The following is a 15,622-nucleotide window of genomic DNA, read 5'->3' as shown; positions in this document are numbered from 1 at the left end:
GGCTTTTTAGCTAGTAAAGAGGGAAAAAACAGGATATAATCCGTGCGTCTTTAAATCGCAGGGCTTCATTGGTTTTCGCAGCTCTGCGTCTCGATTTCATGTTCCCCGTCTGACGGAGCGTCGGATGCGCCGGCTGCGGCGGGGAATGTCGCTGGATCGGAGTTCTTCCGGGAAAGCTATGGAAATGGGCGTCGGGCCCATTTTTTTTTGGATTTTTTCTGAAACGGGCTTCTGCAGGGCCCGTTCTGGAGATAACGCATTTTCATGACAGCCAAGACTTTGGATTTGTCCGCTCTGGTCGAACAGACGCTCGAGGGCATGGGCTTTGAGCTCGTCGGCTTCGACCGCCTGCCGGGCTCCCAGCTCCGGGTGACGATTGACAGCAGCCGCGAGGGCGGGGTGACGGTTGACGACTGCGAGGCGGTCAGCAATCAGCTCACGGCTCTCTTTACTGTCGAAAACGTCGACTATGAGAGGCTCGAGGTCTCGAGCCCCGGCGTGGAAAGGCCCCTGAGGCGCGCCCGCGACTGGGCGCGCTTCGCAGGCTCCCAGGCGCATGTGGAGCTGTATGCGCCGCTGCATGCGGAGGGCTTCCCCGAGGCGGGCAGGAGAAAGCTTGACGGAAAGATCCTTTCCATCGAAGGCGAGCCGGGCAGCGAAACCGTCCGGTTCGAATTCACGGGCACCCGGCCTGTGCGGACGCCCTCCCAGGCCTTCCGCGAAAGGAACGCGGCCCGCAGAAGCGGCAAGCCGGCCGGCGAGGCAGTGAGCATCCCGGTGGAGTTCCCGCTGTCGGAAGTTGAACACGCACATTTGATAGCTGAATTAGATTTTAAAGGTGGACGTAAATGAGTAAAGAGATGAACGGCAGGGACCTGCTGGATATGGTCGAGGTTCTGGCGCACGAAAAGAGCGTGCCCCTCGACGTGGTGTTTGGCGTTGTCGAGTCCGCCCTGGCCACAGCGATCAAGCGCTCGACCTTCCCCGGCGAGGACGCCGACATTCAGGTTCACATCGACCGGGAAACCGGAGAGTATTCCGTGCAGCGCCGCTGGGTCGTCGTTCCCGACGAACAGGGCCTGCAGGAGCCGGACCGCGAGGAGATGTTCAGCGACATCCATGACGAATATCCCGACCTCAAGGTGGGCGACTACATCACCCATCCGGTTGTTCCGGAGCATGCCGACGCCCGCCGCTTCGCCCAGGACGCGAAGCAGGTGATCCTGCAGCGCCTTCGCGATGCCGAGCGCGCCCAGATCCTGCAGGAATTCCTCGACCGCGGCGACTCCGTGGTGAGCGGCCAGGTCAAGCGCATGGACAAGGGTGATGCGATCGTAGAGATCGGCCGCCTCGACGCCCGCCTTCCCCGCGACCAGATGATTCCGCGCGAGAACATTCACCCGGGAGACCGCGTGAGGGCCTACTTCCTGAAGGTTGAGGACAGCCAGCGCGGCAAGCAGGTGATCCTTTCGAGGACCTCGCCCGAATTCCTGAAGAAGCTCTTCGAGCTGGAAGTCCCCGAAATCGAGGAAGGCCTTCTTGAGATCAAGAGCGTGGCGCGCGACCCCGGCCTTCGCTCGAAGGTGGCCGTCTACGCGCACGACAAGCGCATTGATCCGATCGGCACCTGCGTGGGCATCCACGGCAGCCGGGTCAACGCCGTGACGGCGGAGCTCTCCAACGAGCACATCGACATCGTCCTCTGGAACGAGGATCCGGCCCTGTTCGTCCTCGAGGCCCTGAAGCCCGCGGAAGTTCAGTCCATCGTCCTGAACGAGGATGACAAGAGCGCCGACGTCGTGGTGCCGGAGGAAAAGCTCGCCGTCGCCATCGGCAGCCGCGGCCAGAATGTCCGTCTTGCCTCGGAGCTTACGGGCTGGCAGATCAACATCATGACCGCTGACGAGGCCGACGAGAAGCACAAGAAGGAAACCGCTGCGAGCCGCAAGGAATTCATTGAGCAGCTGGGGCTGGATGAGGAAGCGGCCGACGTGCTGATCGACGCCGGGCTCGCCTCCATCGAGGACGTGGCCTACATCCCTGAGAAGGAACTGCTCGAGATCGGCGCATTCGACGAGGATACGGTCAAGGAGCTGCGCTCGCGCGCGAGATCCGTTCTGACCCGCCGAGCGATCAAGCGTGAGGAGAACCTGCGCCAGGCCGACAAGAAGCTGCTCGAGCTGCCCGGCATCGACGGCGATACCGTGAGCTTGCTGGTGGGCAGCGGCATCAAGACGGTTGAGGATCTGGCGGATCTGGCGACCGATGAGCTGGTTGAAAAGACCGGCATGGACGAAAAAGCGGCGGCTGACCTGATTATCGCGGCCCGTGCGGTTGTGTATCCCTAGGCTGAAGCGGAATTCGAGAGGTAAAGAGATCTATGGCGAATAAAACAGTTTTCGAATTTGCCCAGGAATTGAAGGTTGCGGCCAAGACGCTGCTTGAACAGCTGAAGGCTGCCGGCGTGCACAAGAATTCCGAGTCCGACGAGCTTTCCGAGGGGGACAAAACGCGTCTGCTCGAGTCGCTGAGGCTTGAGCGTCACAAGGAGGACGAAGGCGATGCGCCCCGCAGGACGCTGCGCCGGATTACGGTGACGCGCAAGGAAAAGTCCGTGATCAAGAAGGCGGATGCCACGGGCCGGACCCGTACGGTCCAGGTCGAGGTCCGCCGCCGCCGCGTTTTCGTGAAGAATCCCGCCGCCGAGGCCGCCCAGAGGGCTGAGCTTGAAAAGGCTCTGGCCGAGAAAGAGGCTGCGGAGAAGGCGGAGGCTGCCGCCCGCGAGGCTGAGGCGAAGGCTGAGGCTGAGCGCGCTGCCGCCGCGAAGGCGGAGGCCGACAGGCTCGCCCGCGAGGCCGCCGAGGCCGAAGAGAAGGCGCGAGCCGAGGCCGAGTCCGCCAGGGCCAAGGCTGCTGAGGAAGCGAAGAAAAACGCTGAGGAAAAAGAGCGCCAGATGAAGGAGCAGAAGGTGCAGAAGCAGGCCGCCCGCGCCCGCAGAGCCGCCGAAGAGCGCGCCCGCATCGAGCGCGATGCGGCTGCCATGAGGGCTTCCCGCGAAATGGCCGCTCGGGCTGCTGCGAAGAAGAAGGAAGAGTCTCCGGAAGAGATTGCGCGCCGCGAGGCTGAGCGCGCCAAGGCCGCGGCCGAGGCTGCGGCCCGCGCCGCCCAGAAGGCCAAGGAAGATGCCGAGGCCGCCAAGCGCCGCGCCGAGGCCCGCGCCAAGGCTGAGGCGGAAGCCCGCGCGATTCGCGAAATGCTCAACCGCCCGCGCAATGTCCAGAAGCCGAAGCCCGAGGAGCCTGAAAAGAAGGCCGAGGCCGCGGCTGCGGCCAAGCCGAAGGCGGCCAAGAAGGATGAACCCAAGCGCCCGGCGCACCTGCGTCCGGCCGCCGCCCCGAAGAACGCGGGCGAAGGCGCTGCGCGCACCAAGAAGGGCCGCCGCGGCGGACGCCGCGATGAGGAGGAGCATCACCGTACGATCAAGACCCGCGGCGTGATCGATGAGAATCCGAACGGATGGCGCACCGCACGAGGCCGCCGCTCGCAGGATTCCCGCCGCAATGCGGAGCCGGCTCCTGCGCCTGTGGAGCCCGTGGTCCGCGAGGTCGAGGTCCCGGAGACGATTTCGGTGGCCGATCTGGCCAAGAAGATGGCCGTCAAGGCGACCGAGGTCATCAAGCAGCTGATGAAGGACGGTCAGATGGTGACCATCAACCAGATGCTGGATCAGGACACGGCCATGATCGTGGTCGAGGAAATGGGCCACAAGGCCATCCAGGCCAAGGCGGACGATCCGGAAGCCTTCCTGGGAGAAATCGGCGAGACCAACCAGGTCGAGCCGACGCCGCGCCCGCCTGTCGTGACCATCATGGGCCACGTCGACCACGGCAAGACGTCCCTCCTCGATTACATCCGGCGCACGAAGGTCGCCGCGGGCGAGGCCGGAGGCATCACTCAGCACATCGGCGCCTACCACGTGAAGACGCCGCGCGGCATCATCACGTTCCTCGACACCCCGGGGCATGAGGCCTTTACCGCCATGCGCGCCCGCGGCGCTCAGGTCACGGACATCGTGATTCTGGTCGTGGCCGCCGACGACGGCGTGATGCCTCAGACCAAGGAGGCCATTGCGCACGCCCGTTCGGCCAACGTGCCGATCGTGGTCGCCATCAACAAGTGCGACAAGCCCGACGCCCACCCCGAAGTGGTCAAGCAGGAGCTGGTGCAGGCCGGCGTGATCCCCGAGGAGTACGGCGGCGACTCGCCTTTCGTTCTCGTTTCGGCGAAGACGGGCCAGGGCGTTGACGAGCTGCTTGAAAACGTGCTGCTGCAGGCCGAGGTGCTCGAGCTTAAGGCTCCGGCCGAAGGCCTTGCGAAGGGCTTCGTGCTCGAGTCCCGCCTTGACAAGGGCCGCGGTCCGGTGGCCTCCGTGCTGGTGCAGTCCGGAAAGCTGCAGCGCGGCGACATCGTGCTGGCCGGAGCCCAGTTCGGGCGCGTCCGCGCCATGGTCGGTGAAAACGGCAAGGCCCTGAAGGAGGCCGGCCCCTCGATTCCTGTGGAAATCCAGGGCCTGTCGGGCATTCCTCAGGCGGGCGACGAGTTCTTCGTGCTGCCCGATGAGAAGAAGGCGCGCGAGATCGCGCTCTTCCGCCAGGGCAAGTACCGCGATGTGAAGCTGGCCCGCGCGCAGGCGGCCAACCTGCAGAACATCTTCAAGAACAGCGACGGCAAGCAGAAGACCCTGCCGCTGATCATCAAGGCGGACCTGCAGGGCTCGCAGGAAGCGCTGGTTCAGTCGCTCAACAAGCTGTCCACCGATGAGGTGCGCGTGCAGGTGGTCCACTCTGCGGTGGGCGGCATTACCGAGACGGACGTCAACCTCGCCATCGCCGCGGGGGCCGTGATCGTCGGCTTCAACGTGCGCGCCGACGCCGGCGCCCGCAAGCTCGCGGAGCACGAGGGCGTCGACATCCGCTACTACGACATCATTTACGATGCCGTCAACGAGATCAAGGCCGCCATGAGCGGTATGCTCGCCCCTGTGAAGAAGGAGACGAACCTTGGTCTGGCGGAGATCCGTCAGGTCATTCACGTGCCGAAGGTGGGCAACATCGCGGGCTGCCGCGTCACGGAAGGCGTGGTCCGCAGGAGCGCGAGCGTGCGGCTGCTGCGCGACAACGTGGTGGTCTGGACCGGAGAGCTGGCCTCCCTCAAGCATTTCAAGGACGACGTCCGCGAGGTTTCGGCCGGTCAGGAATGCGGCATATCGCTCAAGGGCTACGATGACATCAAGGCCGGAGACCAGCTGGAAGTGTTCGAAGTGACGGAGGTCGCCCGGACGCTGTAAGAAAAGGACGCAGGAAAGCCGCCTCATGTCCGTCCCGCTGGGCGGGTTTGCCGACGGCTTTCCGCTTCCTTTAAGAACAAGGGGAAGAAATCAAGTGAGAAAGGCAAAACCTGGACGCTCGACTCGCATAGCCGATCAGATCGCCCGTGACATCGCCGAGCTGATCCCGAAGGAAGTGCGGGATCCCCGCGTGGGCTTCGTTACAGTGACGGGCTGCGAGATCACGCCTGACTATGCTCACGCGACCCTTTACTTTACGGTGATGGGCGCGGATGTGGGCGAGTGCACGGCGGGCCTGAACGCGGCGGCCGGAATGCTTCGCAGCCTGATTTTCAAGAAGCTGAGGATCCATACGGTCCCCACGCTGCACTTCGTCCACGATGACAGCGTGGACCGCGGCTTTGAGATGGACCGGCTGATCGCCAGGGCCGTTGAGAAGACGGGAGAGTAAGGTGCCAAGAGCTCATCGGGGAGAGGAAGTGAACGGGGTGCTGCTTCTGCGCAAGCCCGGCGGCGTGAGTTCAAACCATGCGCTGCAGGTGGCCAGAAGGCTGCTCAACGCCGCCAAGGCGGGGCACTGCGGAACGCTCGATCCCCTGGCGACGGGCCTGCTCCCGATAGCCTTCGGCGAAGCGACGAAGTTTTCCTCCGACCTGCTCGACGCCGACAAGGCCTATGAGGCCGAAGCCCGTCTCGGGGAGATGACGGACACGGGCGATGTCACCGGAGTCGTTCTCGAGCGCCATACGGTGAACGTCAGCCTCGAGGCGATGCGGCAGGCCGCCGGCCGGCTGACCGGAGACATCAAGCAGGTGCCGCCGATGTACTCGGCGCTCAAGCGCGACGGCGTGGCCCTTTACCGTCTGGCCCGCGAGGGCAAGACCGTGGAGCGCGAGCCGCGCAGCGTCCGCATTTACAGCTTCAGCGTCCTTTCCGAAGAAAACGGTCTGGTGAAGCTGCACTGCGAGGTCTCGAAGGGCACGTACATCCGCACCCTGATCGAGGACTGGGGCCGGATTCTGGGATGCGGAGCCACCATGGCGGCTCTGTGCCGCACCCGCGTGGGCAGCCTCAGGCTTGACGATGCGGTCACGCTCGCGGAGCTTGAAAAGCTCCCCGGTCCCCGGGAGCGGGCGGCGATGCTGCGCCCTCCAGACGCCCTGATTCAGGCGCTTGAGCCGGTAGAGCTCAGCGCAGAGGATGAGCTCAGGCTTAAAAACGGACAGCGGCTCGCACTGCACCTCCCGAACAGGGGCCGCGTCAGGGTTTACGGCCCGGGCAGCAGACTGCTGGGAACCGCGCTGGTCAATGAGCGCGGGGTCCTGGCTCCGGAAAGATTAATAGCAACAAATTAGAGAAAGAGACAGAACAAATGACACGAGCTATTCGCAATATCGCCATTATTGCCCACGTCGACCACGGCAAAACCACGATGGTCGACGCCCTGCTGAAGACAGCGGGCACCTTCCGCGCCAACCAGGCGGTTGAAGAGCGTGTGATGGACAGCAACGCGATTGAAAAGGAAAGAGGCATCACCATTCTCGCCAAGAACTGCGCGGTGGAATGGAAGGGCGTGCACATCAACATCATCGACACCCCGGGGCACGCGGACTTCGGCGGCGAGGTGGAGCGCGTGCTGTCCATGGTCGACGGCGTGCTGCTGCTGGTCGATGCGGTGGACGGCCCGATGCCCCAGACCCGCTTCGTGACCCGCAAGGCGCTTGCCCAGGGCCTGAAGCCGATTGTCGTCATCAACAAGATCGACCGTCCGGGCGCGCGCCCCGACTGGGTCGTCAACCAGACCTTCGAGCTTTTCGACAAGCTGGGCGCCACCGAGGACCAGCTCGACTTCCCCGTGATTTACGCTTCTGCCCTTAACGGCTACGCCGGCGAGACGGAGGACGTCGAGGAGCTCAAGAAGATCGGAAACATGAACGCCATTCTCGACACCGTGCTCGAGAAGGTGCCTGTCCGCGAGGACGATCCCGACGGGAACCTGATCCTTCAGATCTGCTCGCTCGATTACTCCAGCTATGTGGGCAAGATCGGCATCGGCCGCGTTCACCGCGGCACGCTGCACGCCGGCCAGACCGTGTGCTTCATGGACGGCCCGGACGACACCCCCAAGCACGGCAAGATCAACCAGATCCTGCAGTTCGAGGGCCTCGCCCGCAAGGAGACCCCGTCGGCGCAGGCCGGCGACATCGTGCTCGTGACCGGCATCGAGGACCTGAACATCGGCACGACCATCACCAGCGTCGATCACCCCGAGGCGCTTCCGATGCTGCACGTCGATGAGCCGACCCTGAAGATGGAGTTCATGGTGAACACTTCGCCGCTGGCCGGCAAGGAAGGCAAGTTCGTGACGAGCCGCCAGATCCGCGAGCGTCTCGCCCGTGAGCTCAAGTCGAACGTCGCAATGCGGGTCGAGCCGACCAAGGACGAGAAGGTCTTCATGGTGGCCGGCCGCGGCGAGCTGCACCTCACGGTTCTGCTTGAAAACATGCGCCGCGAGGGCTTTGAGGTCGCAGTCTCGAGGCCGCGCGTCATTCTCAAGGAAGAAAACGGCAAGAAGCTCGAGCCCTATGAGCTCCTCACGGTTGACGTCGAGGAGGAAAACCAGGGCGCCGTGATGGAGGAGCTCGGGCGCCGCAAGGGCGAGCTCACCGACATGGAGCCTGACGGCAAGGGCCGCGTGAGGCTGGAGTACCGCATCCCCGCCCGCGGCCTCATCGGCTTCCAGAGCCTTTTCATGACCATGTGCCGCGGCACGGGCGTCATGAGCCACGTGTTCGACAGCTATGACGTCATCAAGCCCGGCAGCGTGGGCGAACGCCGCTCCGGCGCCATCATTTCCGGCGAGGACGGCAACGCGGTGGCCTACGCGCTCTGGTACATCCAGGAGCGCGGCCGGCTCTTCGTCAACCCCGGCGACCCGGTTTACGAGGGCATGATCATCGGCGAGCACTCCCGCGAAAACGACATCGTGGTGAACGCGATCCGCACGAAGCATCTGACGAACGTCCGCGCTTCGGGCTCCGACGAGGCGATCCGCCTGGTGCCGCCCACGCAGCTCACGCTGGAGAGCGCCGTCGAATTCATCAACGATGACGAGCTCGTGGAGATCACCCCGAAGTCCATCCGCCTGCGCAAGCGCTACCTGAAGGAGTACGAGCGCAAGCGCGCCGCCCGCGCGGCCCAGGCTGAGCTGGGAGACTCCGAGGCGACGGTCGCGAACTGACCGGACGCAGGAGTCCCGAGAAGATGAAGAAGGCCCTCAGCCCCGGCAGCCCCTGCCCCTGCGGCAGCGGGCTGAGCTACGGGCAGTGCTGCGGAGCGCTTCACGCGGGGGCCCCGGCCCCCGACGCCCGCGCCCTGATGGCAAGCCGCTACAGCGCATACGCGCTGGGGCTGGAAGACTACCTGAGGGACACGTGGGCGCAGGAGAAGCGGCCGCAGCGCCTTGACCTCGAAAACGACGGGATTAAGTGGCTGGGGCTGCGGATCCGCTCTTTCAGGGAAACCGGCGAAGACCGGGCCGAAGTCGAGTACGTCGCCCGCGGCAGAGTCGGCGGGGGCGCGGCCTTCAGGCTTCACGAAAAGGCGCGCTTCGAGCGCCGGCAGGGCCGCTGGCTCTATGTCGACGGGGACCTGCTCCCCTAGCCGCCCTGACGGGGCCCGCGCCCCGGGCGGCTTTTTCTTTTCTTTCCGAATCCGGAAGCCGGCGCCGGACTGCCCGGCACTGACGGGCTGACGCCCGGCGCTCTGGAGCGGCAACCTTCCTTTGCACAAAGATGACCGAAGCGATCAAACCGGAGTCCTGGCGTTTCTGCGTGGCGCCCATGCTAGACTGGACGGACCGCTGGTGCCGCCATTTCCACAGACTGCTTACCAGGCGCGCGAGGCTTTACACCGAAATGATCGCTGCGCCGGCCCTTCTCTACGGCGACCGCCGCCGGCTGCTTGGCTACGAACAGGGCGTGAATCCGTGCGCCCTCCAGCTCGGGGGATCGGATCCGAAGCTTCTCGCGAAGTGCGCGCGCTGGGGCGAGGAGGCGGGATACGATGAGATCAACCTGAACTGCGGCTGTCCGTCCGAGAAAGTCCAGTCCGGGTCGTTCGGCGCGGTGCTGATGCTCAGGCCCGCCCTTGTGGCCGACTGCGTCAGGGCGATGCAGGACGCCGTGAGCGTCCCTGTCACGGTGAAGCACCGCATCGGCGTCGACCGCAGCGTTTCCTATGAGTTCGTGCGCGATTTTGTCGGCACGCTCTACGAGGCCGGCGTGCGCGTGTTCATCGTGCACGCGAGGGCCGCCTGGCTGCAGGGGCTGTCCCCGAAGGAAAACCGCGATGTGCCGCCCCTTGACCGCGGTCTCGCGGCGCGGCTCAAGGAAGACTTTCCCCAGGCCGTCATCGTTGTGAACGGCGGCCTGCGGACGCTGGAGGAATGCCGCTCGGAGCTGCAGCGCTTTGACGGCGTGATGGTCGGGCGGGAGGCGTACAACAATCCCTGGCTGCTGTCGAGGGTGGACGAAGTTCTGTGGGACAGCCGGCCTTCGGGGATCAGCCGCACGGACGTCATCCGGGAGATGGCGGACTACATCGCGGGCGTGCAGGAGGAAGAGCCGCTTGCGGCCCGGACGGCTGCGAATCACCTGATGGGCATCGCCCAGGGGCTGGCCGGAGCGCGGGCCTGGCGGCGCGAGCTTACCTCGCCTGAGTCCTGGCGGCGCCTGCGGGCGCGGGAGATCATCCTGAGCGCCTGGCGTCATGTGGCGGACCCGGGGGTTCGCTCCTGAGCCTGAAAAAGCGGGCTTTTTGTTCCCGGGCCGCCTTTTGAAGCGGAGCCCGGCAGGGCGCGGCTCTCTCTGGCGGGCAGAAAAAAACGCCCCTCGACGGCGCAGGGCCGGGAGGGGCGGGTCTGCCGCAGCGGAAGGAATCAGTGCTTCGCGGCCTTCACTGCCGGGGCGGCTTCCGCAATCGCCTTTCTCACGGCGTTTGCCGCCGTTTCGTTGAAGCGGTACTGGAAGTCGGTCACGGGAATGTTGGCGTGGACGTGGTAGCCTGGCACCACCGAGACCGTGTTTCCTTTCTTCATCTCAACGAGGGCCGGGCTCACGGCGTTGCGCGAGAGCTCGAAAATGCCCGTGTCAGGCGCGCGCACCGTCGCCGGGAAGGTCATGGAAAGGCCGCGCGTGCCGTTGAGCGTGACGATCTTGTACGTGCCCTTGGCCGCGGGCGTATCGGTCGTGCGCTGGCAGAACACGGTGCCGGTCTTGACGTGCATCAGGCTCACCGGGCCGCTGGCCGGAACGCTGCTCTGGCTCGTGACGGGCACCTTTTTGGTGATGACTTTCTTCACTTTCTTGCCGCGCTTGTTCTTCACCCACGTGGTCTGCTTGACGGTCTTGTAGGTCGTGGCAGAACCGGCGGAAAGCGCAGACGGGTCAAAGGAGACGCCGTAGGCCTGGTAGCCCTCGCGGGACAGGTAGCTCAGGCAGTAGGGAATGTCCTTGCTGAAGTTGCGCACAAACCCTTCCACGGAGCCCGAGCCGGTGAAGGCATTGGGATGCAGGACGATGAAGGTGTCCTCCGGGGCGAAAACCTGGGGCATGTAGGCGATCGAGCCCTTGGGGAAGACTGCGGTCGTGTAGCGGGCGGTGTCGGTCGGGTAATTCGTGCGGGTGCGCAGGAATTTGTAAACCGGGAGCCCGGAGACGTCAAAGGCCCAGAGCTTGAGGCGCAGCGACAGCGGGGACGAGCCCGTGACGCCCGTCACCTTCACCGTGCCGTCGGATTCCTCCGTGATGTAGGACGGGTTTTCGATGGAGACGGCCTCGCCGTTGCGCACGACCGGCGTGAGGTTCGTGTTCATGGCGAATCCGTGGAGCTTGCCCTTGACGAAGGATTCCTGAACGGCGTAATGGTTCTGGCCGTCCTTGCCCGTGATGCGGAACGAGGATTCTTCCGTGTCGTTGAAATAGTAGACGCCCTTGTTTTCAAAGGCCTCGCGGGTGGAAAGCGACTTAAGCGGCCGGGCTCCCTTGATGGAGGGCACGGAAGAGAGCATGAAGCCGTAGGTGCCGTCGGAGAACCGGTCTCCGGTGACGGGGACGGGGGTCTCGGCCGCGGCGGCCGGAGCAGGCTCCTGCTTGGCCGGTGCCGCGGCCTTGGGGGCGCTCTGGCAGCCGCCCAGCAGCAGGGCGCAGGCAGCGGCGGCAGCGACAGCGCTGAGGCGGCTGAGTTTCACGGAAAGATTGTTTGCCATTATTTTTGCCGGAAAGTTAACGCGGACCGCAAAGCCTGGGTCCGCCGGATAAAACGCTGGGGTGATTTTAATTATTTTGCGGAGGGCGGGATGGGGCCGAAGGGCGGGAAAAGGCGCAAAGGGGAGAGCGCCCTTTGAATACAGAGAACGCCCCCGGCGCGCCGTCGAAATGCGCACCGGGGGCGTTCCCGGCAGAGCGCAGTCCCGGCCGCAGCCTCGCGGGCTTGCGGCCGGGGCTTCTCAGAGCCTGTTGTTACTTAAGCGCGTCAAAGACTCGGGCGGTGATTTCCTCGATCGTGCCCAGCCCGGAAATGGAGCGGTACTTCGGCGCGGAGGCGTCGCCCGAGGCGGCCAGGTCGGAATAGAACTTCACGAGGGCCTCGGTCTGCGCGTGGTAGACCTTCAGGCGGTTGCGCACAACGTCTTCCTTGTCGTCATCGCGCTGGATCAGAGGGGCGCCCGTCACGTCGTCCCGGCCCTCGACCTTGGGCGGGTTGTACTTGACGTGATAGGTGCGGCCCGAGGCCGGGTCGATTCTGCGGCCGCTGATGCGGGTGATGATTTCCTCGTCAGGCACGGAGATTTCGAGCACAAAGTCGATCGGGATGCCGGTCTGCCCGAGCGCTTCGGCCTGGGGAATGGTGCGGGGGAAGCCGTCGAGCAGGAAGCCCTTTTCGCAGTCCGGCTTGGCGAGGCGCTCCTTCATGAGGCCCAGGATGATGTCATCGCTGACAAGGCCGCCGGATTCCATCACGGCCTTCGCCTTCAGTCCGAGCGGGGTCCCCGCCTTGACGGCAGCGCGAAGCATGTCACCGGTCGAGATCTGCGGAATCCCGAAACGTTCCTTGATGAATGCAGCCTGGGTTCCCTTTCCCGCTCCGGGGGGGCCGATCAGAATAAGACGCATTTTGCTTGTGTCTCCAGTGTAAAGAAATAAACATGGCCTATTCTAGCCGCTCCGGACGGGACCCTGAAAGCGCTGCCGCCCGCGGGGCGCCGGTCAGGACGGAAGCGTGCCGCGGCGGTAGGCTTCGCGCACCCGCTCGAGGTCGGCCTCGGTGTCCACCCCGGGGGGAAGCGCCTCGGGAAGGACCAGCACGGCGATCCGCTCCCCATTCCAGAGCGCGCGCAGCTGCTCGAGGCTCTCGGCGCTCTCGATCGGCGAGGGCGGCAGCTTCGGATAGCGTTTCAGAAAGCCGGCGCGGTACGCATAGAGGCCGATGTGGTGCAGGGCCGTGAACTGCGCGGGCAGCCGCCCGGGGTCCTTTCGGAACGCGTCGCGCGGCCAGGGCAGCGGCGCGCGGCTGAACGTCATCGCCTCGGAGCGCGCGTTGAGCTCCACCTTGACAACGTTGGGGTTCATGAAGTCTTCGATCGAGCCGATCGGGTGCGCGGCCGTGGCCATGGCGCAGCCGGGCCTCGCGGCCAGGAGCGCGGCCACCTTGTCCACGGTCGAAGGCGGGATGAGCGGCTCGTCGCCCTGGATGTTCACGACGACTTCGTCATCGCCGAGGGCGAGCTTGTCGCAGACCTCGGCGAGCCGGTCCGTGCCCGTCGGATGGCTGGGGCTCGTGAGAAGCGCCTCGACGCCTCGGCTGCGGCAGGCTTCGAGGATCTCGCTGTGGTCGGTCGCGACGATGATCCTTGAGGCCTGCGTGAGGGAGGCCCGTTCGGCGACCCGCACGACCATGGGGCGGCCTTCGATGTCCGCCAGGGGCTTGCGCGGCAGGCGGGTGGAGTGCATGCGCGCGGGGATGATGATGGTGTAGCTCATGTGTCTGCTTCTGAGGTTGAGGCGGGGCAGGGGCGGAGCGCCCACCCCCCGTCAGAGGGGCTCGAGGGGAGCGGCCGCGCGCGCCGCGCGCAGCTTCTCGGCTTCCTCTTCGCTTACTGTCCGGGCGTTGTGCTCGATCATGTCGGGGATGCCGTCCTTCACGCTGTAGGCGAGCCGGCAGGCCGTGCAGACGAGCTCGCCGGCCTTGTTGGCGGCGAGCGGCCCCTTGCAGACGGGGCAGACCAGGACTTCAGTGATTTTGGGATCCATGGGGCTTTTCTTCCTTCCTTGGAAAATGCTCTCGAATTTTCCGCTCAATGAGATCGATCAGGTAGTTTTCGAGGGTGATGTCGTACTGGGCGACCCAAATGCGGGCATCCGAGCGGATTTCGGGAATCTGGCGGCATTTCACCGCGTCTTTTTCCGTAATGAGAATGCAGTCGGCCTGCAGCGCCTTGAAGGGATTCTCGGCGTAGTCGAAATGATCGCCCAGCTCCAGTGTTTCGGAGCAGACGAAGCCGTGGGCCCGCAGCATCGAGAAAAAGCGCGACGGGGCCGCGATGCCCGCGGCGGCAGCGGTTTTTCTGCCGCTCATCCGCTCGGCGAGCTCGTCGATGTCCGCCGTCTCGCCCGTGGCAAGCCTGCGGCAGGAGTCGAGCGACGGGGCGGCGGCAAACCGCGGCGTGCGCGTGGCGAGCACCTCGTCGGTTGAATTGAGGATGATCGCGTCGACGTGGTCCAGCCGCGACGGAGGCTCGCGAAGCGGCCCGGCCGGCAGCACCCACTCGTTGCCGAGTCCGCGGGCTCCGATGACGCACAGCTCGACGTCCCGGGCGAGCCCGTAGTGCTGCAGCCCGTCGTCGGAAATGATGAGGTTCACCTCCGGATGGCTTTTCAGGAGAAGCCGCCCGGCCTCGACGCGGTCCTGGCCCACGGCGACCGGCACGCGCGCTTTCCTCGCGATGAGCAGCGGCTCGTCGCCGCTGGAGGCCGCAGCGGTCTCGGGGCTGATCAGCAGCGGGGGATCTTCCCTGCGTCCGTACCCGCGGGAGATCACCCCGGGGCGCCAGCCTCGGGCGGCCATCTGCTTCACAAGCGCAATCGTGACCGGCGTTTTTCCCGTGCCGCCCACGTAGATGTTGCCGACCACGACCACCGGAACCGGCAGGCGCCTGGGAACGGCGTCGCGGCGCCGGCACTGCGTGACGCAGAGATAGATGAAGGAGAGCGGGGAGAGAAGCCAGGGGATGATCCCTTTTCCGGACCACTGCCGGTGCACCCACGACTCAAGCTTTGCGCGGGCGTTGAGGGCGCGGCTGCGAGGCATTCCCGGGGATGATTCTGAAATACGCGATCGAGGTCGATCAGTGTCCATATCCTGAAATTGGAGCCTCGGCCTTTCCGTAGCTGGAGACGGCGGTGCGGGCTCTTTCGAAGGCCTTCTGAAATGAATGCAATGATACCCGGGATGAAGGCGGAAAGGGGGGTGTGGAAGAAATCGGGGAAAAGCGAGGGAAAGAGGCCCAGCCCATTGATCACAAAGGATAAATTGGATTCTGTGGATAACTGGATAACTTTAAAAGAATAAATTTTTCAATGACTTGCGAAGGCGCTTCGCCCGGCCCGGACGGAAGGGCCGAAAGCGGCGGGCCGGGGCCGCCCGCGCGGCAGCCGGCGCCCCCTGAGGGGACGGGGCAGGGCGAACGGAATGCATCTCTTTGTTTTTAAACAAAAATCATCATTTATTCCCGCCGGACCCGCTCAAAGTCCCGGAAAGAGGCATGTGGAAAAGAAAATCTTTTGGAAACAAAGTAAAGCAGGTCATTCCACCGCTCAGGTGGAAAGCATGTCAGGAAGCTCAAGGATAAGTGGCTTAATTAAATGAATAGAAAGGAGAATGTACAAATTGCCTAAAATTTGAGCAATCAAAAATATTCAAATTAATCAAAAGGCTGAGGACAGGACTTTTCCCGTCCGGGAGGGGCGGAGGCCGTCCGGCGCTTTTTTTGCGCTCCGGGGAGTGCAGAAAGGGACTTTTCCTGCCTTTTCGCAGCTCCGCCGCAGTCCTGCTCCGGGCCTGCGCGGCGATTTTCCCCGCTTTTCCTCCCGCTGCTGTGGATAACTTTGTGCAAAAAAAAGAATAATCTCGCTAAGTGACTGAAGAAGCGGTACTTTTTCTGGAAGCGCGGGGAAGGGGAGCAAACACAAAAAGTAAAATAAAAACAATAATTTG

At 64.3% G+C, this 15,622-nt stretch carries 14 protein-coding genes; 9 read left to right on the top strand and 5 right to left on the bottom strand.

The features are described from left to right. Positions 1–279 precede the first annotated feature (279 nt). The 8 genes from rimP (at position 280) to dusA (ending at position 10,146) form a co-directional block, all read left to right on the top strand. Positions 280–852, top strand: coding sequence for a ribosome maturation factor RimP (gene rimP / locus MUN46_RS00935; protein ID WP_243377187.1), 573 nt, complete (start codon positions 280–282; stop codon positions 850–852). Next, entirely contained in the window at positions 849–2,348 is a 1,500-nt protein-coding gene (nusA, locus tag MUN46_RS00930) for a transcription termination factor NusA (protein WP_422732579.1), read from the top strand. The genes rimP and nusA overlap by 4 nt, the downstream gene beginning before the upstream one ends. A 32-nt stretch (positions 2,349–2,380) precedes the next feature. Continuing rightward, positions 2,381–5,347 carry a translation initiation factor IF-2 gene (gene infB, locus MUN46_RS00925; protein WP_243377181.1) on the top strand — a complete coding sequence of 989 codons (2,967 nt, stop codon included), beginning with the start codon at positions 2,381–2,383 and terminating at the stop codon, positions 5,345–5,347. A 94-nt stretch (positions 5,348–5,441) separates the two neighbouring features. After that, entirely contained in the window at positions 5,442–5,798 is a 357-nt protein-coding gene (rbfA, locus tag MUN46_RS00920) for a 30S ribosome-binding factor RbfA (RefSeq protein ID WP_243377180.1), read from the top strand. A 1-nt stretch (position 5,799) separates the two neighbouring features. Continuing rightward, a complete protein-coding gene (truB, locus tag MUN46_RS00915; protein WP_243377179.1) occupies positions 5,800–6,702 on the top strand; it encodes a tRNA pseudouridine(55) synthase TruB in 903 nt (300 codons plus the stop codon). 17 nt (positions 6,703–6,719) lie between these two features. Then, positions 6,720–8,588, top strand: a complete 1,869-nt coding sequence (gene typA / locus MUN46_RS00910; RefSeq protein WP_243377178.1) for a translational GTPase TypA — start codon at positions 6,720–6,722, stop codon at positions 8,586–8,588. Between the two features lie 23 nt (positions 8,589–8,611). Next, positions 8,612–9,010: a YchJ family protein gene (locus tag MUN46_RS00905; protein WP_243377177.1), complete on the top strand. Its 399-nt coding sequence runs from the start codon at positions 8,612–8,614 to the stop codon at positions 9,008–9,010. A 131-nt stretch (positions 9,011–9,141) separates the two neighbouring features. Continuing rightward, the gene (gene dusA / locus MUN46_RS00900; RefSeq protein WP_243377176.1) at positions 9,142–10,146 is read left to right on the top strand and encodes a tRNA dihydrouridine(20/20a) synthase DusA; all 1,005 of its coding nucleotides are present in this window, start codon (positions 9,142–9,144) and stop codon (positions 10,144–10,146) included. A 140-nt stretch (positions 10,147–10,286) separates the two neighbouring features. Here the strand turns inward: dusA and MUN46_RS00895 are convergent, their stop codons facing one another. The 5 genes from MUN46_RS00895 to lpxK all read right to left on the bottom strand — a co-directional run bounded on the left by MUN46_RS00895 (position 10,287) and on the right by lpxK (position 14,716). Further along, positions 10,287–11,615, bottom strand: a complete 1,329-nt coding sequence (locus tag MUN46_RS00895; protein WP_243377175.1) for a hypothetical protein — start codon at positions 11,613–11,615, stop codon at positions 10,287–10,289. Between the two features lie 253 nt (positions 11,616–11,868). Beyond that, positions 11,869–12,522, bottom strand: a complete 654-nt coding sequence (adk, locus tag MUN46_RS00890) for an adenylate kinase (RefSeq protein WP_243377174.1) — start codon at positions 12,520–12,522, stop codon at positions 11,869–11,871. 93 nt (positions 12,523–12,615) lie between these two features. After that, on the bottom strand, positions 12,616–13,389 hold the full coding sequence (gene kdsB, locus MUN46_RS00885) for a 3-deoxy-manno-octulosonate cytidylyltransferase (RefSeq protein ID WP_243377173.1): 774 nt from the start codon (positions 13,387–13,389) through the stop codon (positions 12,616–12,618). A gap of 51 nt (positions 13,390–13,440) precedes the next feature. Then, positions 13,441–13,659: a Trm112 family protein gene (locus tag MUN46_RS00880; protein WP_243377172.1), complete on the bottom strand. Its 219-nt coding sequence runs from the start codon at positions 13,657–13,659 to the stop codon at positions 13,441–13,443. After that, positions 13,640–14,716: a tetraacyldisaccharide 4'-kinase gene (lpxK, locus tag MUN46_RS00875; RefSeq protein ID WP_243377171.1), complete on the bottom strand. Its 1,077-nt coding sequence runs from the start codon at positions 14,714–14,716 to the stop codon at positions 13,640–13,642. Before lpxK ends, MUN46_RS00880 begins: the two co-directional genes overlap by 20 nt. Positions 14,717–15,097: 381 nt before the next feature. Here lpxK and MUN46_RS00870 point away from each other — a divergent pair, with 381 nt between their 5' ends. After that, positions 15,098–15,274: a hypothetical protein gene (locus MUN46_RS00870; protein WP_243377170.1), complete on the top strand. Its 177-nt coding sequence runs from the start codon at positions 15,098–15,100 to the stop codon at positions 15,272–15,274. Positions 15,275–15,622: the final 348 nt, after the last annotated feature.

The sequence above is a fragment of the Mesosutterella faecium genome, assembly GCF_022809315.2.
Lineage (GTDB): Bacteria > Pseudomonadota > Gammaproteobacteria > Burkholderiales > Burkholderiaceae_F > Mesosutterella > Mesosutterella faecium.
Note: the sequence above shows the minus strand (reverse complement) of the source record. Positions and strands in the feature narration are given on the sequence as shown.

Bases quoted from the DNA above. Each gene is read 5' to 3' on its own strand.
- MUN46_RS00895 (WP_243377175.1), bottom strand. From the start codon at position 11,615: ATGGCAAACAATCTTTCCGTGAAACTCAGCCGCCTCAGCGCTGTCGCT.
- nusA (WP_422732579.1), top strand. From the start codon at position 849: ATGAGTAAAGAGATGAACGGCAGGGACCTGCTGGATATGGTCGAGGTT.
- infB (WP_243377181.1), top strand. From the start codon at position 2,381: ATGGCGAATAAAACAGTTTTCGAATTTGCCCAGGAATTGAAGGTTGCG.
- MUN46_RS00880 (WP_243377172.1), bottom strand. From the start codon at position 13,659: ATGGATCCCAAAATCACTGAAGTCCTGGTCTGCCCCGTCTGCAAGGGG.
- lpxK (WP_243377171.1), bottom strand. From the start codon at position 14,716: ATGCCTCGCAGCCGCGCCCTCAACGCCCGCGCAAAGCTTGAGTCGTGG.
- MUN46_RS00905 (WP_243377177.1), top strand. From the start codon at position 8,612: ATGAAGAAGGCCCTCAGCCCCGGCAGCCCCTGCCCCTGCGGCAGCGGG.
- kdsB (WP_243377173.1), bottom strand. From the start codon at position 13,389: ATGAGCTACACCATCATCATCCCCGCGCGCATGCACTCCACCCGCCTG.
- typA (WP_243377178.1), top strand. From the start codon at position 6,720: ATGACACGAGCTATTCGCAATATCGCCATTATTGCCCACGTCGACCAC.
- adk (WP_243377174.1), bottom strand. From the start codon at position 12,522: ATGCGTCTTATTCTGATCGGCCCCCCCGGAGCGGGAAAGGGAACCCAG.
- dusA (WP_243377176.1), top strand. From the start codon at position 9,142: ATGACCGAAGCGATCAAACCGGAGTCCTGGCGTTTCTGCGTGGCGCCC.
- MUN46_RS00870 (WP_243377170.1), top strand. From the start codon at position 15,098: ATGCATCTCTTTGTTTTTAAACAAAAATCATCATTTATTCCCGCCGGA.